We start from the raw sequence: 23,678 nt of genomic DNA, 5'->3' as shown, positions 1-23,678 counted from the left end.
AACTTACTGATTTAGTGTACGATGGTGTTTTTGAGGTGCTCCCGTGGCTTCCATCTCCATCAGTTGTCCCTCCTGCTCAGCTACTGAAGGCGTGGTGCGTAACGGTAAAAGTACTGCCGGACATCAGCGCTATCTCTGCTCTCACTGCCGTAAAACATGGCAGCTACAGTTCACTTACACCGCCTCTCAGCCCGGTACACACCAGAAAATCATTGATATGGCCATGAATGGTGTTGGATGCCGGGCAACCGCCCGCATTATGGGCGTTGGCCTCAACACGATTTTACGTCACTTAAAAAACTCAGGCCGCAGTCGGTAACCTCGCGCATACAGCCGGGCAGTGATGTGATTGTCTGCGCTGAAATGGACGAACAGTGGGGCTACGTCGGTGCTAAATCACGTCAGCGCTGGCTGTTTTACGCGTATGACAGGATACGGAGGACGGTTGTGGCGCACGTCTTCGGTGAACGCACTCTGGCCACACTGGAGCGTCTTCTGAGCCTGCTGTCGGCCTTTGAGGTCGTGGTATGGATGACGGATGGCTGGCCGCTGTATGAATCCCGCCTGAAGGGAAAGCTGCACGTAATCAGCAAGCGTTACACTCAGCGAATTGAGCGGCATAACCTGAATCTGAGACAACATCTGGCAAGGCTGGGACGGAAGTCACTGTCGTTCTCAAAATCGGTGGAGCTGCATGACAAGGTCATCGGGCATTATCTGAACATAAAACACTATCAGTAAGTTGGAGTCATTACCTGAATGCGTCACTGAATACGGGTGAACACCATATTCAGGTGAGTAACGGTGTACCGCTTGGAACACTGGGTACGGCGTATCTTAATCAAATTAGTCACCGTTGTTCCTCATGGCAGTGCCAAATTTGGGGGGCTGGGGGAAGGCTACGCTTAATGTTGTCCACGGAATAAGCAACTGGAGCGTAATTTTAAGATTGCTTTACCTCTGTTTTCTCGGGAGTGCTACTATCGCAGCCCAGAATCATGCGTATTTGTCCTAATTGATCGGCAACGCGTTCTTTTCAGACCCGGACTGCAGGGCGAGGCTGATATACTCAACGCGTTATTTATTGCATAAAAGTTCAAAACTTGAACAAATCAGGAGAATTTGAATGGCTGCCCTAAATTCGAAAGTCAGAAAGGCCGTCATCCCGGTAGCGGGATTGGGGACCAGGATGTTACCAGCAACTAAGGCGATTCCTAAAGAGATGTTGCCTCTGGTTGATAAGCCATTAATTCAGTATGTCGTCAATGAGTGTATTGCAGCCGGCATCACTGAAATTGTGCTGGTTACGCATTCATCAAAAAACTCTATCGAAAACCACTTCGATACAAGTTTTGAACTCGAAGCCATGCTGGAAAAACGTGTTAAGCGTCAGCTGTTAGAAGAAGTCCAGTCTATTTGCCCTCCGCACGTCACCATTATGCAGGTGCGTCAGGGGCTGGCTAAAGGCCTGGGTCACGCGGTGATGTGTGCACACCCGGTTGTCGGTGATGAGCCGGTAGCGGTTATTCTGCCTGACGTTATTCTGGATGAATACGAATCCGATCTTTCCCAGGACAACCTGGCAGAGATGATCAAGCGTTTCGATGAAACGGGTAGCAGCCAGATCATGGTTGAGCCTGTTGATGACGTGACGGCTTACGGCGTGGTTGACTGCAAAGGCGTTAACCTTGAACCCGGCGAAAGCGTACCTATGGTTGGCGTTGTAGAGAAGCCTAAAGCCGACGTAGCGCCTTCTAATCTGGCGGTTGTGGGTCGCTATGTCCTGAGTGCTGAAATCTGGCCTCTGCTGGCGAAAACGCCTCCAGGCGCAGGGGATGAAATCCAGCTGACGGATGCTATCGATATGCTGATCGAGAAAGAGACCGTTGAGGCTTACCATATGAAAGGTAAGAGCCATGACTGCGGTAATAAGCTCGGTTATATGCAGGCTTTCGTTGAATATGGCATTCGCCACAATTCACTGGGTGAAGAATTTAAAGCCTGGCTCAATGAGAGTATGGGTATTAAGAAATAACCCCCCGGTGTAAATGTCTGAAACCGGTGTGGCGTTGCCCACCGGTTTTTTTATGCCCATAAAACGCCCCGGGGTGCCTGATTGTAAGCATAGCTATATCGATGAATAACGCTTTATGACGTTGTGTAAGAGGATGTTTGCAATAAATTGCGGCCAAAAAAAATCCCGCCAGAAGCGGGATTTTTCTGAATTCGGCGTGATTAATCCTTGATCAGGAAGTCATCCAGCTGTTTACCTTGCTCATCCATAGCTTTCTTGATTACAGCAGGAGTGCGGCCCTGGCCAGTCCAGGTTTTAGTTTCGCCGTTCTCATCAACGTAGCTATATTTAGCTGGACGCGCAGCGCGTTTTGCTTTGGTACCGGTTTTAGCTGCAGCCATGCTGTTCAGCAATTCATTTGGATCGATACCATCAGCAATCAGCATTTCACGATATTGCTGCAGTTTACGAGTACGCTCTTCGATTTCAGCAGCAGCAGCGCTTTCTTCTTCGCGACGTTCATTAACTACAACTTCTAATTTTTCCAGCATTTCTTCGAGCGTTTCAAGGGTACATTCTCTTGCCTGCGCACGAAGAGTACGGATGTTGTTCAGAATTTTAAGTGCTTCGCTCATTGTAGTAATCTCAAACTTATAATGGGGGGTGGTTTGTTGTCCTAATAATAGAGCCATAAATTCAGTTGTGCAATAGCCTGGAATGTAAGGAATTCAAAAAATACTAAATTAAGCCACTATTATTAATTACGCTAACTTAAATTTCCTCGTCGTCTGTGTGTCGCTTGTAATCACGTTAACCTGCTTAACCCCGCCGATTGCATCTTTTTTTTGTGACATTTACCGCAGGAATTATAGTTTCGGCGGATAAATATCAGCCTTTTGTATTAGTTCCAGGCTGGGGTGTTAAGGCAGGAATAGTTAATAAATAGTGAATTTTAATGAACGCTGATGCCACTATAAAAAGAAGTGTTATGTTTGGCTCACCCTATAACATATTCACAAATGAGCTTATCTTTACTCTCTGTTTTAACGGATTATTTTCGTCAGAAGTAGCTGTTTTACACCTTTCAGCAAGGCATCTTCTGTGCGGCCTGTCGCGGAAGACCAGACAAAATATGGTACAATGAATCATCGGTAATATTACACATTGATTAGGGTTTTACGGCCAATGGCACAGCTTTATTTCTACTATTCGGCAATGAATGCCGGCAAATCTACCGCACTGCTGCAATCCTCATACAATTACCAGGAACGAGGGATGCGTACCGTTGTTTATACCGCTGAAATCGACGACCGCTTCGGTGCCGGAAAGGTGAGTTCAAGAATAGGCCTGTCTTCGCCAGCCAGATTGTTTAACCCGCAATCTGACCTGCTGAATGACATCCGCGCTGCGCATGCGTCAGAGCCTATTCATTGCGTTCTGGTTGATGAGAGCCAATTCCTGACGCGTGAACAGGTTCATGCGCTCTCTGAAGTGGTGGATGAGCTGGATATTCCCGTCCTGTGCTACGGGCTGCGTACGGACTTTCGCGGGGAGCTGTTCGCCGGGAGCCAGTATCTGCTCGCCTGGTCAGATAAGCTCGTGGAACTGAAAACTATCTGCTTCTGCGGACGTAAAGCCAGCATGGTGCTTCGACTCGATCAGGCCGGAAAACCTTATGCAGATGGGGAGCAGGTGGTGATAGGCGGCAATGAACGCTATGTCTCGGTCTGTCGTAAGCATTATAAAGAAGCGCTGTCAGTCGGCTCTCTGACGGCGATTCAGCACGACAACAGAAAATAACCTCTTTGGTATTCAGACATAAAAAAACCCGCCTGGAAGGCGGGTTTTTTCATCAGGCTGTCAGTTAAGCGCTTTTCTTCGCTTTCTTGTCAGCTTTAATGACAGGTGCTTCTGTTTTCACAGCAGCAACGTCACCTTCTTTGAACTCACGACCGTAGTAGGTATCCAGCAGAATCTGTTTCAGCTCGGAGATCAGTGGGTAGCGCGGGTTAGCACCAGTACACTGGTCATCGAATGCATCTTCAGACAGCTTGTCTACGTGAGCGAGGAAGTCAGCTTCCTGAACGCCTGCTTCACGGATAGATTTAGGAATACCCAGTTCAGCTTTCAGGCTTTCCAGCCATGCCAGCAGTTTCTCAATCTTCGCAGCAGTGCGGTCGCCCGGTGCGCTCAGACCAAGGTGGTCAGCGATTTCAGCATAACGACGGCGCGCTTGCGGACGGTCGTACTGGCTGAAAGCCGTCTGCTTGGTTGGGTTGTCGTTGGCGTTATAACGGATAACGTTGCTGATCAACAGGGCGTTCGCCAGACCGTGAGGAATGTGGAACTGTGAACCCAGTTTGTGCGCCATAGAGTGGCAAACACCCAGGAAGGCGTTCGCAAACGCGATACCGGCGATAGTGGCTGCACTGTGGACACGTTCGCGCGCTACAGGGTTCTTAGAACCTTCGTTGTAAGACGCTGGCAGGTTTTCTTTCAGCAGTTTCAGTGCCTGCAGAGCCTGACCGTCAGAGAACTCAGATGCCAGAACAGAAACGTAAGCTTCCAGAGCGTGAGTCACGGCATCCAGACCACCGAAGGCACACAGTGATTTCGGCATTTCCATAACCAGGTTGGCATCAACGATAGCCATATCTGGGGTCAGGGCGTAGTCAGCCAGTGGGTATTTCTGACCGGTTGCATCGTCAGTTACTACTGCAAATGGCGTAACTTCTGAACCCGTACCGGAAGTGGTGGTGACGGCGATCATTTTCGCTTTCACGCCCATTTTCGGGAACTTGTAGATACGTTTACGGATGTCCATAAAGCGCAGCGCCAGTTCTTCGAAGTGGGTTTCTGGATGTTCGTACATAACCCACATAATTTTCGCGGCATCCATTGGGGAACCACCACCCAGAGCGATAATCACATCTGGTTTGAAGGAGTTCGCCAGTTCAGCACCTTTACGCACCACGCTCAGTGTTGGGTCAGCTTCAACTTCAAAGAACACTTCAGTTTCAACGCCAGACGCTTTCAGAACAGAGGTGATCTGGTCAGCGTAGCCGTTGTTGAACAGGAAACGGTCAGTCACGATGAGCGCACGCTTGTGGCCATCAGTAATCACTTCATCCAGCGCGATTGGCAGAGAGCCACGGCGGAAGTAGATAGATTTCGGAAGTTTGTGCCACAACATGTTTTCAGCTCGCTTAGCAACGGTTTTCTTGTTGATCAGATGTTTCGGACCAACGTTTTCAGAGATGGAGTTACCACCCCAGGAACCACAACCCAGAGTCAGGGAAGGTGCGAGTTTGAAGTTGTACAGGTCACCGATACCACCCTGAGAAGCAGGGGTGTTAATCAGGATACGGGCAGTTTTCATCATCTGACCGAAGTGAGCAACACGCTCAGGCTGGTTGTCCTGGTCGGTGTACAGGCAAGAGGTGTGACCGATACCGCCCATGGCAACCAGTTTCTCGGCTTTCTCTACCGCGTCTTCGAAATCTTTCGCACGGTACATGGCAAGCGTAGGAGACAGTTTTTCGTGAGCAAACGGCTCGCTTTCGTCGACAACTTTTACTTCACCGATCAGGATCTTGGTGGTTGCCGGAACGGTAAAGCCTGCGAGTTCAGCAATTTTATAGGCGGGTTGACCTACGATAGCGGCGTTCAGTGCGCCATTTTTCAGAATGATGTCCTGAACCGCTTTCAGCTCTTTACCCTGCAGCAGGTAGCCGCCGTGGCTGGCGAAACGCTCGCGTACAGCGTCGTATACGGAATCAACCACAACAACAGACTGTTCAGATGCACAGATAACGCCGTTATCGAAGGTTTTAGACATCAGTACAGAAGCAACGGCACGTTTGATATCAGCAGTTTCGTCGATAACAACAGGGGTGTTACCCGCGCCAACACCGATGGCAGGTTTACCGGAGCTGTATGCAGCTTTAACCATGCCAGGACCACCGGTCGCCAGGATCAGGTTAATGTCAGGATGGTGCATCAGTGCGTTGGACAGCTCAACGGAAGGTTGGTCGATCCAGCCAATCAGATCTTTTGGTGCGCCTGCGGCAATCGCAGCCTGCAGAACGATATCTGCTGCCTTGTTGGTCGCATCTTTTGCACGTGGATGTGGAGAGAAGATAATTGCGTTACGCGTCTTCAGGCTGATCAGAGATTTGAAGATAGCCGTTGAAGTTGGGTTAGTCGTTGGAACAATACCGCAGATAATACCGATAGGTTCAGCGATGGTGATCGTGCCGAAGGTGTCGTCTTCAGACAGCACGCCACAGGTTTTCTCATCTTTATAGGCGTTGTAGATATACTCTGAAGCAAAGTGGTTTTTGATCACTTTATCTTCAACGATACCCATGCCAGATTCGGCAACGGCCATTTTAGCGAGAGGGATTCGAGCATCTGCAGCAGCCAGAGCGGCAGCGCGGAAGATTTTATCAACCTGTTCTTGGGTGAAATTGGCATATTCACGCTGGGCTTTTTTAACGCGCTCGACGAGGGCGTTCAGTTCAGCGATATTAGTAACAGCCATAATGCTCTCCTGATAATGTTTTAAACTCTTTTAGTAAACCAGCGCTCGATACGTCAGACAGTATAGACAGTGCCAATACGACTTGCGTTACATAAAGTAAAACAATGGGTTACTTTATGCTCCAGCACACTAATTTACTAAAAGAGCCTTACCTTAGCATCATCCCTTTTTGACAGGTGACCTTCCTGGGGGGCGTAATCAAGATTACTCACTTCTGAGTACGGAAATCATGATCTGCGTCAATTTCTCCCCAAGCTGATACCTTTCAGCAGGGTTATTTCATGGATATTTTTCCACTGTTAATTAATTAAGTAACTATTGGAAGTGGTGGCATCAATGATTCAACATATGTTTAACATTCTGAAATGCTAACGTTTTGGCACAGATTTCTGGTGAAGTATGCTAATAAAAAGCGTATCTTCAGCGCGATTTTTCATGACAACGTTGTCAGTCCCGGGCATGTGCAAAGGCGGAGCAAAACGTGATCCAAACGCTCTTTGATTTTCCAACGTATTTCAAATTTTTTATCGGTTTGTTTGCCCTGGTTAACCCGGTGGGTATCATTCCTGTCTTTATTAGTATGACCAGTTACCAGACGGCGGCGGCCCGGAACAAAACCAATCTCACCGCTAACCTGTCTGTGGCGATCATCTTGCTCACCTCGCTTTTCCTGGGGGATGCCATTCTCCAGGTCTTCGGTATCTCCATCGACTCCTTCCGCATTGCGGGTGGGATCCTGGTGGTGACCATCGCCATGTCGATGATCAGCGGTAAGCTGGGCGAGGATAAACAGAACAAGCAGGAGAAGTCAGAAACCGCGATACGCGAAAGTATCGGCGTGGTGCCACTGGCTTTACCGCTCATGGCCGGTCCCGGTGCCATCAGTTCAACCATTGTCTGGGGCACGCGTTACCATAGCCTCATGCACCTGATTGGCTTTTCTGTCGCCATTGCGCTTTTCGCGCTCTGCTGTTGGGGTGTATTCCGCATGGCGCCATGGCTGGTACGCCTGTTGGGACAGACGGGGATTAACGTCATCACCCGTATCATGGGGTTGTTGTTGATGGCGTTAGGGATCGAATTCATTGTCACCGGTATTAAAAGCATTTTCCCCGGCTTGTTACACTAATATTTCGAATGAAAGAACGGAGCTACGGCTCCGTTTTTTTTACGTGAATATCAGCAAATCATATAACTAAAGTTGAAATGCTCACATATCATAATAAATTCTACTAATAATGTTCATTTCTTTTATTTCAAAGAGTTATGAATTTCGCACAATCCCGCCTGCACAGAAAATCTTCGAACGCTCTGTTATTTTACTCACACGATACTCTGGGGCTTGCTGAGAGATAACCGAAATGTTATTAGTAATTTCAACTTTCCCTTAGAGGAATGTGCTAAATAATGATCAGTTGTTAAATTTTTGTACAAAATCACTCAAAAGTAGCGCAGCGACGCGCGAGTAGAGGAAGTTTTCTCTACCTTATTGAATAACCGGTGTTTTTACCGGATTTCGATGTCTGGCAGGACTGCCCCCAACGATACGACGTACTTCGTAAAAGAGAATTGCTTAACAAATTTGCAAAATGTATTGGCGCGCGTTTACGCCATTTGATACTTTCCGGCCTATTATTTTGCAGCATAAAACAATCAGATGAGAATTATTTTCATATAGCTCTCTTCTCAGATATCCAGCTCAGGTCTCAAACAGGGGAGGCCTGTGAAGAATCGACGCAAGACGGCCATACGAGCAGTCAGTAATAAAAAAGTCGGTGATAGCAAGTAGTAAAAGAAGAACCTGACAGCAGCAAAAAAAACTCCTGCGCTGTACAGGCCCCAACAGGGGAATAGACAGCTGGCGAAAGCCAGTAATTATAATGAGTGGAGTACCAACACAATGTCCATCATCACAAAAAAAAATCTGGTAGCGGCGGGGATTTTAACTGCGCTAATCGCGGGCAATGCTGCAATGGCTGCGGACGTTCCTGCAGGAGTACAACTGGCGGAAAAACAGACGCTGGTGCGTAACAACGGTGCGGAAGTTCAGTCTCTTGACCCGCACAAAATTGAAGGTGTTCCTGAGTCAAACGTTAACCGTGACCTGTTCGAAGGTCTACTGGTGACTGACGTTGACGGCCACCCGGCACCGGGTGTGGCAGAAAAGTGGGAAAATAAAGATTTTAAAGTCTGGACCTTCCATCTGCGTAAAGATGCCAAATGGTCCGACGGTACGCCGGTTACCGCCGAAGATTTCGTGTATAGCTGGCAGCGCCTGGCGAATCCAAATACCGCCTCTCCGTATGCGAGCTATCTGCAATATGGCCACATCGCCAATATCGATGACATCATCGCCGGTAAAAAGCCGGTCACCGACCTGGGCGTGAAAGCGATCGATGCCAATACCTTTGAAGTGACGTTGAGCGAACCTGTTCCGTACTTCTATAAGTTGCTGGTTCACCCATCCGTTTCCCCGGTACCAAAATCCGCTGTGGAAAAATTTGGTGAAAAATGGACGCAACCTGCCAATATCGTGACCAACGGTGCCTATAAGCTGAAAGACTGGGTGGTCAACGAACGTATGGTCCTGGAGCGTAACCCGCAATACTGGGATAACGCGAAGACCGTGATTAATCAGGTCACCTACCTGCCAATCTCTTCTGAAGTAACGGATGTTAACCGCTACCGTAGCGGTGAAATCGACATGACCTATAACAACATGCCGATTGAACTGTTCCAGAAGCTGAAAAAAGAGATCCCGAAAGAAGTTCACGTCGACCCATACCTGTGCACCTATTACTACGAAATCAACAACCAGAAAGCACCGTTCACCGACGTACGCGTTCGTACTGCGCTGAAGCTGGCACTGGATCGCGATATTATCGTGAACAAAGTGAAAAACCAGGGCGATCTCCCGGCGTATAGCTACACCCCTCCTTATACCGATGGAATGAAACTGGTTGAGCCTGAATGGTTCAAGTGGTCACAGGAAAAACGTAACGAAGAAGCGAAAAAGCTGCTGGCTGAAGCGGGCTACACTGCCGATAAGCCATTAACGTTTAACCTGCTGTACAACACGTCAGATCTGCATAAAAAACTGGCTATCGCCGTCGCGTCTATCTGGAAGAAAAACCTGGGCGTCAACGTTAAGCTGGAAAACCAGGAGTGGAAAACCTTCCTCGATACGCGTCATCAGGGAACCTTCGACGTGGCGCGTGCAGGCTGGTGTGCGGACTATAACGAACCGACCTCCTTCCTGAACACGATGCTCAGCGACAGTTCAAACAACACTGCGCACTATAAGAGCCCGGCGTTCGACAAGATCATCGCTGATACGCTGAAAGTGTCTGACGATGCGCAACGCGCAGAATTGTACGCGAAATCTGAAGAGCAGCTCGATAAAGACTCTGCAATCGTACCGGTTTACTACTACGTTAACGCCCGTCTGGTGAAACCGTGGGTAGGGGGTTATACCGGTAAAGACCCGTTGGATAATATTTCCGTTAAGAATCTTTATATTATCAAGCATTAATGGCAATACGTGGGGTGAGCCTGGCTTGCCCCACTGTGTCTACTTTGTAACATTCATCAGGCACACGCCAGAAGGTACGGGCAATGTTGAAATTTATCCTGCGTCGCTGTCTAGAAGCGATACCAACGTTATTTATTCTAATTACGATTTCCTTCTTTATGATGCGTCTCGCACCGGGAAGTCCATTTACCGGTGAACGTACGCTGCCGCCGGAAGTTATGGCGAATATCGAGGCGAAGTATCACTTAAACGATCCCATCACTACCCAATACTTCAATTATTTGAAGCAGCTGGCGCACGGTGATTTTGGACCGTCATTTAAATATAAAGACTATTCCGTAAACGACCTGGTGGCCTCCAGCTTCCCGGTTTCGGCAAAACTGGGTGCTGCGGCATTCATTCTGGCCGTCGTTCTCGGGGTCACCGCAGGCGTTATCGCCGCGCTCAGACAAAATACCAAATGGGATTATGCCGTAATGGGGGTGGCAATGACCGGGGTAGTGATACCCAGCTTCGTTGTCGCGCCATTACTGGTGATGATATTTGCCATTACGCTGAAGTGGCTGCCTGGCGGCGGCTGGAACGGCGGGGCTCTGAAGTTCATGATTTTGCCAATGGTGGCATTATCTCTGGCCTATATCGCCAGTATCGCGCGTATCACCCGTGGTTCTATGATCGAAGTGCTGCATTCGAACTTCATCCGCACCGCGCGCGCGAAAGGGCTGCCGATGCGCCGGATTATCTTCCGCCATGCGCTCAAGCCGGCGCTGCTGCCGGTGCTCTCCTATATGGGGCCTGCATTCGTTGGGATCATCACGGGCTCGATGGTTATCGAAACCATCTACGGCCTGCCGGGCATTGGTCAGCTGTTCGTTAACGGCGCGCTCAACCGCGACTATTCGCTGGTACTGAGCCTGACGATCCTCGTTGGTGCGCTCACCATTCTCTTTAACGCGATCGTTGATGTGCTGTATGCCGTCATCGACCCGAAAATCCGTTACTAACTGGAGCACGCCATGATGTTGAGTAAGAAAAACAGCGAGGCGCTGGAAAACTTCAGTGAAAAACTGGAAGTGGAAGGTCGTAGTCTCTGGCAGGATGCACGCCGTCGCTTTATGCACAACCGTGCCGCCGTCGCCAGTCTGGTGGTTCTGGTGATCATCGCGCTGTTTGTGACCCTGGCACCGATGCTGTCGCAATTTACCTATTTCGATACGGACTGGGGCATGATGTCCAGCGCGCCGGATATGGAATCCGGTCACTATTTCGGGACCGACTCATCCGGCCGTGATCTGCTGGTGCGCGTCGCGATTGGGGGGCGTATCTCGTTGATGGTCGGTATCGCCGCCGCGCTGGTGGCGGTAATTCTGGGTACGCTCTACGGCTCACTTTCCGGCTACCTTGGCGGCAAAGTGGACTCAGTGATGATGCGTTTGCTGGAAATCCTGAACTCCTTCCCGTTTATGTTCTTCGTCATTCTGCTGGTGACCTTCTTCGGCCAGAACATTCTGTTGATTTTCGTGGCCATCGGGATGGTTTCCTGGCTGGATATGGCGCGTATCGTACGCGGCCAGACGCTGAGCCTGAAACGTAAAGAATTTATCGAAGCCGCGCAGGTTGGTGGCGTATCTACCCGAAATATCGTGGTTCGCCATATTGTTCCTAACGTGCTGGGGGTGGTTGTGGTCTATGCCTCACTGCTGGTGCCAAGCATGATCCTGTTTGAATCCTTCCTCAGCTTCCTGGGGCTGGGTACGCAGGAACCACTGAGCAGCTGGGGCGCGCTGTTGAGCGATGGTGCAAACTCGATGGAAGTGTCACCGTGGCTGTTGCTCTACCCGGCGGGTTTCCTGGTGGTCACACTGTTTTGTTTCAACTTTATCGGCGATGGCCTGCGTGATGCCCTCGACCCGAAAGACCGTTAAGGAGCGCCGTCATGACAATTATTGAAACGGCCACTGCGCCACAGGCGCAACAGCAGAGCAATCTTCTGCTGGACGTAAAAGACCTCCGTGTGACCTTTAAAACCCCTGACGGGGATGTTACCGCCGTCAACGATCTCAACTTCAACCTGAGCGCGGGTGAAACGCTTGGGATTGTCGGTGAATCCGGCTCCGGAAAATCCCAGACCGCCTTTGCGTTGATGGGCCTGCTGGCATCTAACGGTGTGATTGGCGGTTCCGCAAAATTCAATGGTCGCGAAATCCTCAACCTGCCGGAGCACGAGCTGAACAAGCTGCGTGCCGAGCAGATTTCGATGATTTTCCAGGACCCGATGACCTCGCTGAACCCGTATATGCGCGTCGGTGAGCAGCTGATGGAAGTCCTGATGCTGCATAAAGGTCTGGGGAAAGCGGAAGCGTTTGAGGAATCCGTCAAAATGCTGGATGCGGTAAAAATGCCGGAAGCGCGTAAGCGCATGCGCATGTTTCCTCACGAATTCTCCGGCGGTATGCGTCAGCGCGTGATGATTGCTATGGCACTGCTGTGCCGGCCAAAACTGCTGATTGCCGATGAACCGACTACCGCACTGGACGTTACCGTTCAGGCGCAAATCATGACCCTGCTGAACGAGCTTAAGCGTGAGTTCAACACGGCGATTATCATGATTACCCACGATCTGGGTGTTGTTGCCGGTATCTGTGACAAAGTACTGGTGATGTATGCCGGTCGTACGATGGAATACGGCAAAGCGCGTGACGTGTTCTATCAGCCTGCCCATCCATACTCCATTGGCCTGCTGAACGCGGTGCCGCGGCTTGATGCGGAAGGGGAATCCCTGCTCACCATTCCGGGCAACCCGCCAAACCTGCTGCGTCTGCCAAAAGGCTGTCCGTTCCAGCCACGCTGTCCGCATGCGATGGAAATCTGCAACAGCGCGCCGCCGCTGGAAGCATTTGCACCAGGCCGTCTGCGCGCCTGCTTTAAGCCGCAGGAGGAGCTGGTATGAACGCATTAGATGAAAAACGCAATGTGCTGCTCGAAATCGCTGACCTTAAGGTGCATTTCGATATTAAGGATGGTAAACAGTGGTTCTGGCAGCCGCCGAAAACCCTGAAAGCCGTGGATGGCGTCACCCTGCGTCTGTACGAGGGGGAGACCCTGGGGGTCGTGGGCGAGTCCGGCTGTGGGAAATCCACTTTCGCACGTGCCATAATCGGCCTGGTCAAAGCTACCGACGGAAAAGTGGCGTGGCTGGGTAAAGACCTTCTGGGGATGAAGCCCGACGAGTGGCGCGACGTGCGAAGCGACATCCAGATGATTTTCCAGGATCCGCTGGCATCACTTAACCCGCGTATGACCATCGGAGAGATTATTGCCGAGCCGCTGCGCACCTATCATCCTAAGATGCCGCGTCAGGAAGTCCGTGACCGCGTAAAGGCGATGATGCTGAAAGTGGGGCTGTTGCCTAACCTCATTAACCGTTATCCGCACGAATTCTCCGGCGGTCAGTGTCAGCGAATTGGTATTGCGCGTGCGCTGATCCTTGAGCCGAAGCTGATTATCTGTGATGAACCGGTTTCCGCGCTGGACGTTTCCATTCAGGCGCAGGTGGTTAACCTGCTGCAGAAGCTGCAGCGCGAGATGGGGCTGTCGCTGATCTTCATTGCGCACGATCTGGCCGTGGTAAAACACATTTCTGACCGTGTACTGGTGATGTATCTGGGTCATGCCGTGGAGCTGGGCACGTATGATGAGGTGTACCACAATCCGCTGCACCCTTACACCAAAGCACTGATGTCTGCAGTACCCATCCCCGATCCCGATCTGGAGAAAAATAAAACGATCCAGCTTCTCGAAGGAGAATTGCCTTCACCAATTAACCCGCCGTCAGGTTGCGTCTTCCGTACGCGCTGCCCGATGGCCGGGCCGGAATGTGCGAAAACACGACCGGTTCTGGAAGGCAGTTTCCGACATGCGGTTTCCTGCCTGAAAGTAGACCCGTTATAATCGCAAGGGCTGACATGATGTCAGCCCTTATTTATTGCGAGGTTACCGTGTCGCGTTTATTCACTTCAGCCCGTCGACGGCTCTATCATCTTTTATTCGATCCAGAAACGGTATCGGGACGCCGTTTTGAGGGACTCTGCGCGCTGTTTGCGTTACTCAGCGTCATTGTCATCTTTATTGAATCCGGTGTCGGGACACAATATCACCTGACATTTGATGAATGGCATGCCTTTGTCTGGCTTGAACTGGCGATCACCCTGGTCTTTACCGCTGAGTATATTCTGCGGGTCGTTTGCTGGCCCAATCCGGCAAAGTACGTATTCAGCTTCTGGGGTTTTATCGATTTAGCGACTATCCTGCCGCTCTATGTCATGTGGCTATGGCCAGAAATCAGTCTCAACTATGTTTTCGCCTGGCGCGCCATGCGCGTGATTCGCGTATTGCGAATTCTTAAATTGCTGCGTTTTATGCCGTCGCTGCGCGTATTCTGGAGTGCCATCGTTAGCGCACGACATCAGCTTATTCTGTTTTACTCGTTTATTGCCATTGTGATGATTGTTTTCGGCGCGCTGATGTATTTGATAGAAGGGCCCAAATACGGCTTCACAACGCTCAACGCATCCGTCTACTGGGCTATCGTGACCGTGACGACCGTGGGGTACGGTGATATCACACCCCATACGCCGCTGGGGCGCATAGTGGCATCCGTGCTCATTCTGATTGGGTATTCGGTGATTGCTATCCCGACGGGGTTAATTACCACGCACATGAGCAGTGCATTTCAAAGCCATAAAGCGCAGCGTAAATGTCCGCGCTGTCATCAGGGTGAGCATGAGCAGAGCGCGCGGTTTTGCAACCGTTGTGGGAGCGAGTTACCGAAGTAAATAAAAAAGGCTTCCATCGCAGCCTTTTTTATTATTCGCGCCAGAGAATGTGGCACAGCTTGTGGTCTTTCTCCCGGCAGAGCAGGACGCGAGCGAAAATGTCGTTAATTTCCCCACCATCTTCGTCAGCCAGCCCAATCACCACTTCGGCAAAGAAGTCAGGATTCAGGTCGAAATCCACATGTTCAGCCCAGTCCTCTGCAGGGTCGAACAATTCGGCACCGCCGCGCTCTTCGAACTGCAGATTAAAGAGGATCACGTCTGCGGGATCGAGGTTATCAACCGCCAGTTCGAGAAAAATGTCATAGGCCTGCTCGAGCGTTTCGTCTTCGGTCAGGCGATTGTTCAGATCCATTTCCATGATGACTACCTGTTTAACATCGTTGGGCACGTTTTACAGCAACGGACTAAAGAAGTAAAACAGTCGTTCAGCTATTCTCTGCCACAGCGGGCGTTTTACCCACAGCCTGGCATCCAGCAGCCGCGAGCGGGAGATATAATCATCCTGCACCGCCGCCAGGTCACCGCCAAATCCGGCGTCATCAATCACCAGGGTGATTTCAAAGTTCAGCCACAGGCTGCGCATATCGAGGTTTACCGTGCCCACCAGGCTTAATTCGCCGTCGACAAGCACGCTCTTGGTGTGCAGCAGCCCGCCTTCAAACTGGTATATTTTCACCCCGGCGGCCAGCAGTTCGCTAAAGAAGGCGCGGCTGGCCCAGCCCACCAGAAGCGAGTCATTTTTGCGGGGCAAAATGATACTCACATCGACACCACGCTGTGCTGCGGTACAGATCGCGTGCAGCAGGTCATCGCTGGGGACGAAGTAGGGCGTCGTCATGATCAAATATTCACGCGCTGAGTAGGTAGCCGTCAGCAGCGCCTGATGAATTAAGTCCTCCGGGAATCCCGGCCCGGAGGCAATGGTATGAATAGTATGACCGCTGGCCTCTTCAAACGGCATGATGTTGCCATCTGGCGGCGGCGGCAGAATACGCTTGCCGGTCTCTATCTCCCAGTCGCAGGAGTACACGATTCCCATCGAGGTGGCAATCGGCCCCTCCATTCGTGCCATCAGATCCACCCATTGCCCGACGCCGGAGTCCTGTTTAAAGAAGCGCGGGTCAACCATGTTCATACTGCCGGTGTAGGCAATATAATTATCAATCATGATCATTTTACGGTGCTGGCGAAGGTCCATCCGGCGCAGAAAGACGCGCAGGAGATTTACCTTTAGCGCCTCAACCACTTCGATACCGGCATTACGCATCATGCCTGCCCAGGGGCTGCGGAAAAAGGCCACGCTGCCTGCGGAGTCCAGCATCAGACGGCAGTGGATCCCCCGACGCGCGGCCGCCATCAGGGATTCAGCGACCTGGTCGGCCATGCCGCCGGGCTGCCAGATATAGAACACCATCTCAATGTTATGGCGAGCAAGCTGGATATCGCGGATCAACGCCTGCATCACGTCATCGGAGGAGGTCAGAAGCTGGAGCTGGTTCCCCTTAACGCCGCCAATCCCCTGACGCCGTTCGCAGAGCTTAAACAGCGAGGAGGCGACGCTGCTGTTCTCCTCGGCAAAGATATGTTCGCAGGCTTTAAGATCGTTAAGCCACTTCGCGGTGGAAGGCCACATGGCACGCGCCCGCTCGGCCCGGCGTTTACCCAGATGAAGCTCACCGAAAGAGAGATAGGCAATAATTCCCACCAGCGGGAGGATGTAAATGATCAGAAGCCAGGCCATGGCAGAGGGTACGGCTCTGCGCTTCATCAGGATGCGTAATGTCACACCCGCGATTAACAGCCAGTATCCCAAAATGACCAGCCAACTCACCACGGTGTAGAAGGTTGTCATGGTTAAAAAATCCTTTTGAAAGCGTATTGTTATGAGTGTACGCATCAGGATTCATCTGGCAAATAAAAACGCCAGGTAAAAGCGCTGGTTTGCTGCCGGGTTGGGTTTATAATGGCGGCTCTGTTTGAGAAAGAGTTGTAGACATGAAGCGCAGTAGAACAGAAGTAGGGCGCTGGCGCATGTTGCGACAGGTGAGTCGTCGTAAGGCTCGTTGGCTGGAAGCACAATCCCGCCGCAATATGCGTATCCACGCCATCAGAAAATGTGGATTGAACAGGCACCGCAACGCGTTGCTGTTCGCCGTCCAGGATATCTGAAAACCCTGAGGGCACCGCAAGGTGCCCGCTGATTTTATAGTGTCTTATTTAGAGAATATCGTTATTGCTGCGATATTCCGGTGATGTTTAGCAAAAGGAGGGAGAGGTGTTTGCGGAGTTTGGCGTACTGAATTTCTGGACGTATGTTGTTGGCGCATTTTTTATTGTGCTGGTGCCGGGCCCGAATACCCTGTTTGTGTTGAAGACCGGGATCGGTCACGGCGTTAAAAAAGGATATCTTGCCGCCACAGGTGTGTTTATCGGCGATGCGGTTCTGATGTTTCTCGCCTGGGCCGGTGTCGCGGCTTTAATCCAGACCACGCCTGTACTGTTTAATATCGTACGCTATCTGGGTGCTTTCTATTTACTCTGGCTGGGCGGCAAAATGCTCTGGTCGGTGATTAACCGTCAGAATCATGCTCACGAGAGCGGAACTGAACCTGCCAGTATGATCATGAAACGCGCCCTGGTACTGAGCCTGACGAATCCAAAAGCGATTCTGTTCTACGTTTCGTTCTTTGTGCAGTTTATTGACGTGAATGCACAAAATACCGGGACCTCTTTCCTGATCCTCGCCACCACGCTTGAGTTGATTAGCTTTATGTACATGAGCTTTCTGATCTTCTCCGGTGCGTTTGTCACGCGTTATCTGAAAACCAAAAAGAAACTGGCAAAGCTGGGGAACGGGCTGATAGGGCTGCTGTTTGTCGGATTTGCGGCGCGGTTAGCGTCACTGCATTGATGTGAAGAAAGGCTCCTGAGGGAGCCTTTTTAATGTCTGGCGTAGCTGGAAAGCCGCGCCAGACAAGGCTTCACGTTTTACTACTAGCAGTCAAAAGCCATAAAAAGCGGCTAGGGTGTGGACACATTGTGGACACTCTGACCACCATTAGCACCCTTCAACGGATTAAGCGAAATCGCGTCCTGCAGGTACTGAGGAGCGAAGTGCGCATAGACCATTGTCTGCGCAATTTTCGTATGACCTAAGATCCTCTGCAGTGTGATGATGTTTCCCCCGTTAATCATAAAGTGCGTGGCGAAAGTGTGTCGCAGCGCATGTGTCGCTTGCCCGGCCGGTAAATCTGGTTTAACCGCTTTGAGGATTCGCCTGAATTCAGCATAACTGGCCTCAGGAAACAGAAAGCCTCGTGCTTTGCCGACTATGTAAGCCGCAACGTCATCAGAGATCGGGACCGTGCGCGGTGTGTTGGTTTTCGTCTTAACGAAAGACACCCGGTTATGAATCACATTCTCCGCCTTCAATCGCGCAGCTTCTCCCCATCTTGCCCCGGTACTCAAACACAAAACCGCAATTTTACGATTATCACCTGAGAGCGCAGCAAGTAAGGCGTCAATTTCCTCAAGAGTGAGATAGCCCGTTTCGGCTGTCTGCTCTTTCAGTTTTTTGAATCCCCTGAATGGATGTTCACCGTTATACAGTTCTGACTCAATCAGGGTTGTGAACATCCCACCTAGCGTGATCAGGTCGCGGTTGATGGTAGTTGGCTTAATACCTTCACCCCGGCGTTGAGCACAATATTGCGTTATCAGGCTCTTGGTGATCTGGAAAGCGCACGGATTTCCGGTCATCGTTTCGAAACGCTCAATTTTCCTGAGATACGATTGACCGTGCTCCTCATGTTTACCTTTCAGCTTCCACCATAACTCTTTCAGTTCCGACAATTGGCGTTTGTCCGTTGGTTTTGAAAGCCATTCCTTTGAGTGATGGTTATATTGAGTATGCTTTTCAAAAGCCATCGCCTCGCTTTTCTTGTCGAACTTCCGACGGATGCGTTTTCCGTTACGCCCAGTCGGTCTAATGTCCACTTCATATCGACCATCATCGAGCTTTTTAACAGACGTAAAGCCTCCCGATGATGTTACTGCGTACTTCAATTTCCTGATTTAAATAGCAAAAACTAACTGTGCATTTACTGCACAAATAAGCGCCATAAATAGTTAGCCAGTTTTCTGGTCTGAGTGGGATGACGTTGTTGTCTGCTGCCCAAAGTGCGCGAGAGCCGGTGCAATCTGCCCAGCTTCAGGTGATATCGTCTCTGTCATGAACCACATAGTGTATTTTTTGAACTGAGGATGATTCAAAATCTTCATCACCGCCTGTATGCCCATATCTTTTACACCCTTCTCGTAACTCGAAAGAGAGCTGTATGGAACGCCTGTTAAGTCACTGAATTCTTTCCTATTCATACGTTCTGACTCACGTATGATCGCTAGCTTTTCATTTACGGGTATCATCGTAATTAACACTCCACTATTGATAGAAAAACGATAACGGAGTAATCTTCAATTCGTTATCGCAAACTAATGGCTCCAATATGGCAATTAATAGCCATTAGGAGCAATTAAAACACTAACGAGGAATACTCACAAATGAATAGGGTCATTGATAGTGTGAGCGACGCCGTTCCATATCAGGAATTCGCGCGCCTTATTGGTAAAACACCTGCAGCCGTTAAAGGCATGATTGAAAAGGGCAAGCTTCCTGTTGTCGAGATGACTGATCCGCAGTCAACGAGTGGGCGCGCAGGGGAATATTGGGTTTATCTGCCTGCATGGAACAAGGGTATGAAGATGGCATATGACAGCCGCCCGAAGGAAATTCGTGATGGTTGGCTGATGTGGCTCGGATTAGGAGAGCCAGTATGAATAGTGAACCTCGCTGTATTGCACAGTTGCTTCGAAGAGAAAGCCCTAATTCTATCAACTTCACTATCACTCATGGTCGTGGACGTAAGGGCATCATCATCCGAACCCGAAAGTCGGGCGTTATCGAGAAGCTTCGTCGGCTGGTCAAAAAGAGAGGACTGTGGTTATGACGGTAATGACACTGGACGTGATCCAGAAACAACCAACAGCGCTTCGCGGTCTGGTCTGCAAGTATTTGGCTCAGCCTCGCTGGCAGGATACCTGTGATTTTTACAATCAGATGATGGAGCGGGAGCGTCTTACGGTTTGTTTCCACGCTCAATTAAAACAGCGTCACTCGGTCATGCGCTTAGAGGAAATGACCGAAGCAGACCGTGAGCGTCTTGTTTGTGCGCTTGATGAATTGAGAAATGCATTTGCCCGTCACCGCCAAATTGGCTCGTCAAAAGCAACTTTCATCAGTCGCCTGACCGTTAGCCAAAGGCGCTCATTGTTTCTTCATGCGGGACTGACAGAACAGGAATTTATGATGCCGCACTGGCGTTTAAATGAAGAGGACTGTTATTGGCGTGACAAACTTTTCCGCGCTTTGCGAGAACTGTTTAGCCTTTTTGAGTACGCACCAACAATTTTAACCTCGGTAAAACCTGAGCAGTATTTACATTAATTAATCTGGATTCGATTTATTACGCGCCTTACAGCGTGGGGATTCCTTTTGTCCGGAGATAGGCAAATGCAAAAGCAAAATACAGCGCAGCGGGGGATGTATTCGGCACTTCTGGCGCAGGCAGTAAGCGAGGCACAGCGCGACTTGGCGACCCGTTTCTCTTCTCAGTTTGATGGGCTTATCGCGTACATCAGTAAGTCAGAACTAAATCGTACCGAGATTATCGAGTTATTAGGCCAGGAGTCGGAAAAGTTACACAACTCAATTTTCGGTCGAGCTGGTTAACCACTGTTAACAGGAAGCAAAAATGAGCATACGCATCGAGATAAATAACCAATACGTCATCACCAGTGACCGTTATCAATTCATTTTGCAGGAGAAGAAGACCGCAACATCCGGGAAGAACAAAGGCAAGGATTGGCTGGACGCTGTGGGTTACTACCCAACTATCCCTAAGCTTATCTCAGGCCTGATATTGCATGATCTTTTGACCAGCGATCTTATTGGTTTCTCAGCTTTGGAAGCTCGAATTGAACGCCTGGGGAAGCAATGTCTGGACGCCTTTAAATAGTATGTCCATCGAATCTCGGGGGCGTATTGCCCCCTCGCCACCACCACCATTTTTGAAGGGCACCAGTGATTCATTCGTTGGTGCTTATCCCTGGAATAACGTCAACAAAGAGGCCATTGGCCGCGACAGACCCCTTACACGTGCCGAACTCCGTCAGGTGCAAGGTGTTTTAAACCGTATTGACCGTTTGCCGTTTTTCCTGCAAACGCTGTTTACATCGCGTTATAACTTCATCCGCCGTAAAAAGAGCCCTTTGGGCGGGCTGTATTTCCTTAAAAACACGTTTGAGCGCAAGCTGCTGCCGCGTCTTGAGCGTGTTAATCAGCTGTGCGGGATGAATGAATCCGCCTCGATTGGGTTTCTGTCCGAGCGCGACCAGTATGCGCGCTTACCAGATATGAATGACAAAGAGCTCAGGAAGTTTGCGGCCAGAATTGCCTCGCAGCTCTGGAGCAAATACGAGGAGTTAAGCGACGCATGGGCGGAGGCTCACGGCGGGAAAGAGACACTTTTCACCGATGAAGCTCAGTCGCACCTATACGGGCAAGTGGCCGGTATTGCTCGCGCATTTAACATCACCCCGATGTACTGGAAAAAATTCCGTAAGGGTCAGATGACGATCCGCATGGCATTTTCCGCTATTTCACGGCTTATTAAAGACGAGTGGTGGGGCAACCAGCTCAAGGTTCAGCGGATGCGCTGGCGCGAGGCGTTGCTCATAGCAGCAGGTGAGGTCAACAAAGACCGTTCACCTTACGCAAGCAAAATGGCGATCCGCGATGTTCACGCGCGCCGCCTGGCTAACCTCGAATACCTGAAATCCTGCGAGCTGGAAAACAAAGTCACCGGCGAACGTATCGATCTCATCAGTAAGGTCATGGGCAGCATTTCTAACCCTGAAATACGTCGTATGGAGCTGATGAATACTATCGCCGGGATTGAACGCTACGCGACCAGCGTTGGTGACGTGGGGATGTTTATCACGCTGACCACGCCATCGAAGTATCACCCGACCCGTCAGGTTGGCAAAGGTGAAAGCAAAACGGTACAGCTCAATCACGGCTGGAACGAAACAGCATTCACACCCAAAGACGGCCAGCGCTATCTATGCCGAATCTGGAGCCTGATGCGTACAGCTTTCAAAGATAACGATTTAGATGTTTACGGGATGCGCGTTGTCGAACCGCACCACGACGGCACGCCACACTGGCACATGATGCTTTTTTGCAAACCCGGTCAGCGTAAAGCCATTAACGAAATTATGCGTCGTTATGCCCTCAAAGAGGACGGACACGAAAAGGGCGCGTCAAAACAGCGCTTTGAGTCACGCCATCTTAATCAGGGCGGAGCGGCGGGTTATATCGCTAAATACATTGCAAAAAATATCGACGGTTACGCGCTCGACGGCCAGCTCGATCACGACACCGGCAAGCCTCTGAAAGATACGGCCGCAGCCGTCACCGCATGGGCGTCTACATGGCGCATCCCGCAGTTTAAACCGATTGGTCTCCCGACGATGGGCGCTTACCGCGAACTGCGCAAGCTGCCGCGTGGGGTGAGTATTGCCAGCGAGTTTGACGACAGGGTTGAAGCCGCGCGAGCTGCTGCAGATGAAGGGGACTTTGAGCGGTACATCATCGCGCAGGGTGGGGCAAACATGCCGCGTGATGCTCAGGCCGTCAGGGTCGCCCGTAAGGTGACGGATGAGGTCAACGAATACGAGGAAGATATCGAGAGGGTGGTCGGGATTTATGCCCCTCATCTCGGGGCTGACCGTGTCCATGTAACCCGTACAGCCGAATGGCGAATCGTTCCAAAGGTTTTGGCCGTTGAGCCTTTGACCTTAAAAAGCGGCTCTGCCGCGCCTCGGAGTCCTGTCAATAACTGTGGAAAGCTCACCGCCGCTGGCGATCCAGTTATGACACCCACACCGTCTGAGCAAGCCGCAGCGGTGTTAAATCTGATTGAGCGTGGGGTTATCGGCTGGAATGAGCCGGACGTCGTGAAGGTGCTTAACAGGGCGTTAAAAGCTGGCGCACCGCGCAAAAATCGGCAGCAAAGAAGCAATGCGCCGCTCAAAACCAGCGAGCAAGCGCCATCAGCCAGGATGACAAAACCCGAAAGGGATCGCGTCGCAAAAATTCGTTTCGATTTAGCTCAGGAGGGCATTTCCCCGGAACGGTGGGAGCTCGATGCGCTGACTCGTGGGGCAATGGTGATTTATGGCGATAAAAAATTCAGATATCCGGTTGCTGATGAGTGGCCGGGAAATTCAACTAAAAAGGAGTGGGCTTTATGAAAACTTATTACATCCATCCGATGGCATTCGGTAGCACACAAGACCCAGGACACGGCCATGTGCACGTTGTTAAGGCTGATGAAGCAGAGAAGCGCATAGCAGAACTGCAGGCGCGGGAGGTGAAATTACCTGAACGTTATGAAGTTGAAATGTGTCCCACGCCGTCCCCGAATGGGGAAGTGCGCATTCTCTACGCAGCCCTTAACAGTACACCAACGATAGCAACGCCACCGGTGCTGAAACTTGCTTTCAGTGCCGGTGGTGTTGAACAACGTTATTAATCAGATATCTGCAAAAAAATTGCTCGCTTTGACATTTTGCATTTACGGGACGAATTATTTAGATATAGGATTAGCTCAGGCTGACAAGAGCATGACT

Annotated in this window: 24 protein-coding genes and 1 pseudogene; 19 read left to right on the top strand and 6 right to left on the bottom strand. The window is 50.5% G+C overall.

Annotation, left to right across the window (positions count from 1 at the left end; translation table 11 throughout):
* Positions 1-43: 43 nt before the first annotated feature.
* The 3 genes and pseudogenes from BFV64_RS12930 to galU all read left to right on the top strand — a co-directional run bounded on the left by BFV64_RS12930 (position 44) and on the right by galU (position 2,035).
* A protein-coding gene (locus tag BFV64_RS12930) for an IS1 family transposase (protein ID WP_223216367.1) occupies positions 44-741 on the top strand; the annotation gives its coding sequence in 2 pieces (ribosomal slippage) (positions 44-293 and positions 293-741; 699 coding nt in all).
* Positions 742-755: 14 nt separating this feature from the next.
* Positions 756-926: pseudogene (locus BFV64_RS24260) on the top strand (two-component system response regulator RssB); the annotation flags it as partial.
* Positions 927-1,126: 200 nt separating this feature from the next.
* A complete protein-coding gene (gene galU, locus BFV64_RS12925; RefSeq protein ID WP_014884167.1) occupies positions 1,127-2,035 on the top strand; it encodes a UTP--glucose-1-phosphate uridylyltransferase GalU in 909 nt (302 codons plus the stop codon).
* A gap of 200 nt (positions 2,036-2,235) precedes the next feature.
* On the opposite strand, the gene hns is transcribed toward galU, so the two are convergent.
* On the bottom strand, positions 2,236-2,649 hold the full coding sequence (gene hns / locus BFV64_RS12920) for a histone-like nucleoid-structuring protein H-NS (protein WP_008502781.1): 414 nt from the start codon (positions 2,647-2,649) through the stop codon (positions 2,236-2,238).
* 550 nt (positions 2,650-3,199) lie between these two features.
* Here hns and tdk point away from each other — a divergent pair.
* Complete coding sequence (tdk, locus tag BFV64_RS12915) at positions 3,200-3,814, top strand: thymidine kinase (RefSeq protein WP_045135478.1); 615 nt, start codon at positions 3,200-3,202, stop codon at positions 3,812-3,814.
* A 64-nt stretch (positions 3,815-3,878) separates the two neighbouring features.
* Here tdk and adhE read toward each other — a convergent pair whose 3' ends face one another.
* The gene (gene adhE, locus BFV64_RS12910) at positions 3,879-6,557 is read right to left on the bottom strand and encodes a bifunctional acetaldehyde-CoA/alcohol dehydrogenase (RefSeq protein WP_023330573.1); all 2,679 of its coding nucleotides are present in this window, start codon (positions 6,555-6,557) and stop codon (positions 3,879-3,881) included.
* A gap of 481 nt (positions 6,558-7,038) precedes the next feature.
* Here adhE and BFV64_RS12905 point away from each other — a divergent pair, with 481 nt between their 5' ends.
* From BFV64_RS12905 to BFV64_RS12875, 7 genes are all read left to right on the top strand, one after another.
* Positions 7,039-7,686 carry a YchE family NAAT transporter gene (locus BFV64_RS12905; RefSeq protein ID WP_006810888.1) on the top strand — a complete coding sequence of 216 codons (648 nt, stop codon included), beginning with the start codon at positions 7,039-7,041 and terminating at the stop codon, positions 7,684-7,686.
* A 771-nt stretch (positions 7,687-8,457) separates the two neighbouring features.
* On the top strand, positions 8,458-10,089 hold the full coding sequence (gene oppA / locus BFV64_RS12900) for an oligopeptide ABC transporter substrate-binding protein OppA (RefSeq protein WP_023330572.1): 1,632 nt from the start codon (positions 8,458-8,460) through the stop codon (positions 10,087-10,089).
* Positions 10,090-10,172: 83 nt separating this feature from the next.
* Positions 10,173-11,093, top strand: coding sequence for an oligopeptide ABC transporter permease OppB (gene oppB / locus BFV64_RS12895; protein WP_014884162.1), 921 nt, complete (start codon positions 10,173-10,175; stop codon positions 11,091-11,093).
* Positions 11,094-11,105: 12 nt separating this feature from the next.
* Complete coding sequence (oppC, locus tag BFV64_RS12890) at positions 11,106-12,014, top strand: oligopeptide ABC transporter permease OppC (RefSeq protein ID WP_014884161.1); 909 nt, start codon at positions 11,106-11,108, stop codon at positions 12,012-12,014.
* A gap of 11 nt (positions 12,015-12,025) precedes the next feature.
* Positions 12,026-13,039, top strand: coding sequence for an ABC transporter ATP-binding protein (oppD, locus tag BFV64_RS12885; protein WP_014884160.1), 1,014 nt, complete (start codon positions 12,026-12,028; stop codon positions 13,037-13,039).
* A complete protein-coding gene (gene oppF, locus BFV64_RS12880) occupies positions 13,036-14,040 on the top strand; it encodes a murein tripeptide/oligopeptide ABC transporter ATP-binding protein OppF (protein WP_014884159.1) in 1,005 nt (334 codons plus the stop codon). Before oppD ends, oppF begins: the two co-directional genes overlap by 4 nt.
* Positions 14,041-14,054: 14 nt before the next feature.
* Positions 14,055-14,924: an ion transporter gene (locus BFV64_RS12875; protein WP_023330571.1), complete on the top strand. Its 870-nt coding sequence runs from the start codon at positions 14,055-14,057 to the stop codon at positions 14,922-14,924.
* Positions 14,925-14,955: 31 nt separating this feature from the next.
* Here BFV64_RS12875 and BFV64_RS12870 read toward each other — a convergent pair whose 3' ends face one another.
* Entirely contained in the window at positions 14,956-15,285 is a 330-nt protein-coding gene (locus BFV64_RS12870) for an HI1450 family dsDNA-mimic protein (protein WP_003856748.1), read from the bottom strand.
* 33 nt (positions 15,286-15,318) lie between these two features.
* Complete coding sequence (cls, locus tag BFV64_RS12865; RefSeq protein ID WP_023330570.1) at positions 15,319-16,779, bottom strand: cardiolipin synthase; 1,461 nt, start codon at positions 16,777-16,779, stop codon at positions 15,319-15,321.
* A 143-nt stretch (positions 16,780-16,922) separates the two neighbouring features.
* Between cls and BFV64_RS25405 the strand changes: the two genes are divergently transcribed.
* Both BFV64_RS25405 and leuE read left to right on the top strand, forming a co-directional pair.
* A complete protein-coding gene (locus BFV64_RS25405; protein ID WP_017384232.1) occupies positions 16,923-17,096 on the top strand; it encodes a YciY family protein in 174 nt (57 codons plus the stop codon).
* A 106-nt stretch (positions 17,097-17,202) separates the two neighbouring features.
* Complete coding sequence (leuE, locus tag BFV64_RS12860; RefSeq protein ID WP_014884157.1) at positions 17,203-17,838, top strand: leucine efflux protein LeuE; 636 nt, start codon at positions 17,203-17,205, stop codon at positions 17,836-17,838.
* Between the two features lie 110 nt (positions 17,839-17,948).
* Here leuE and BFV64_RS12855 read toward each other — a convergent pair whose 3' ends face one another.
* Positions 17,949-18,992: a phage integrase gene (locus BFV64_RS12855; RefSeq protein WP_069602165.1), complete on the bottom strand. Its 1,044-nt coding sequence runs from the start codon at positions 18,990-18,992 to the stop codon at positions 17,949-17,951.
* Between the two features lie 63 nt (positions 18,993-19,055).
* Positions 19,056-19,352 carry a helix-turn-helix domain-containing protein gene (locus BFV64_RS12850; RefSeq protein WP_069602164.1) on the bottom strand — a complete coding sequence of 99 codons (297 nt, stop codon included), beginning with the start codon at positions 19,350-19,352 and terminating at the stop codon, positions 19,056-19,058.
* Between the two features lie 135 nt (positions 19,353-19,487).
* Here BFV64_RS12850 and BFV64_RS12845 point away from each other — a divergent pair, with 135 nt between their 5' ends.
* The 6 genes from BFV64_RS12845 to BFV64_RS12820 all read left to right on the top strand — a co-directional run bounded on the left by BFV64_RS12845 (position 19,488) and on the right by BFV64_RS12820 (position 23,581).
* On the top strand, positions 19,488-19,763 hold the full coding sequence (locus BFV64_RS12845; protein ID WP_032658818.1) for a regulatory phage cox family protein: 276 nt from the start codon (positions 19,488-19,490) through the stop codon (positions 19,761-19,763).
* Between the two features lie 166 nt (positions 19,764-19,929).
* Entirely contained in the window at positions 19,930-20,430 is a 501-nt protein-coding gene (locus tag BFV64_RS12840; protein ID WP_069602163.1) for a replication protein B, read from the top strand.
* Positions 20,431-20,496: 66 nt separating this feature from the next.
* Entirely contained in the window at positions 20,497-20,715 is a 219-nt protein-coding gene (locus tag BFV64_RS12835; RefSeq protein ID WP_014884152.1) for a DUF2732 family protein, read from the top strand.
* 22 nt (positions 20,716-20,737) lie between these two features.
* Positions 20,738-21,001, top strand: coding sequence for a DUF5405 family protein (locus tag BFV64_RS12830; RefSeq protein ID WP_045630572.1), 264 nt, complete (start codon positions 20,738-20,740; stop codon positions 20,999-21,001).
* A 1-nt stretch (position 21,002) separates the two neighbouring features.
* Positions 21,003-23,300 (top strand): replication endonuclease, encoded by a 2,298-nt coding sequence (locus BFV64_RS12825; RefSeq protein ID WP_069602162.1) that lies wholly within the window; start codon positions 21,003-21,005, stop codon positions 23,298-23,300.
* Entirely contained in the window at positions 23,297-23,581 is a 285-nt protein-coding gene (locus tag BFV64_RS12820) for a hypothetical protein (protein ID WP_032609411.1), read from the top strand. The genes BFV64_RS12825 and BFV64_RS12820 overlap by 4 nt, the downstream gene beginning before the upstream one ends.
* The last annotated feature ends 97 nt before the right edge of the window (positions 23,582-23,678 follow it).

The organism is Enterobacter kobei, from assembly GCF_001729765.1.
In the GTDB taxonomy this organism is placed as follows: Bacteria; Pseudomonadota; Gammaproteobacteria; order Enterobacterales; family Enterobacteriaceae; genus Enterobacter; species Enterobacter kobei.
Note: the sequence above shows the minus strand (reverse complement) of the source record. Positions and strands in the feature narration are given on the sequence as shown.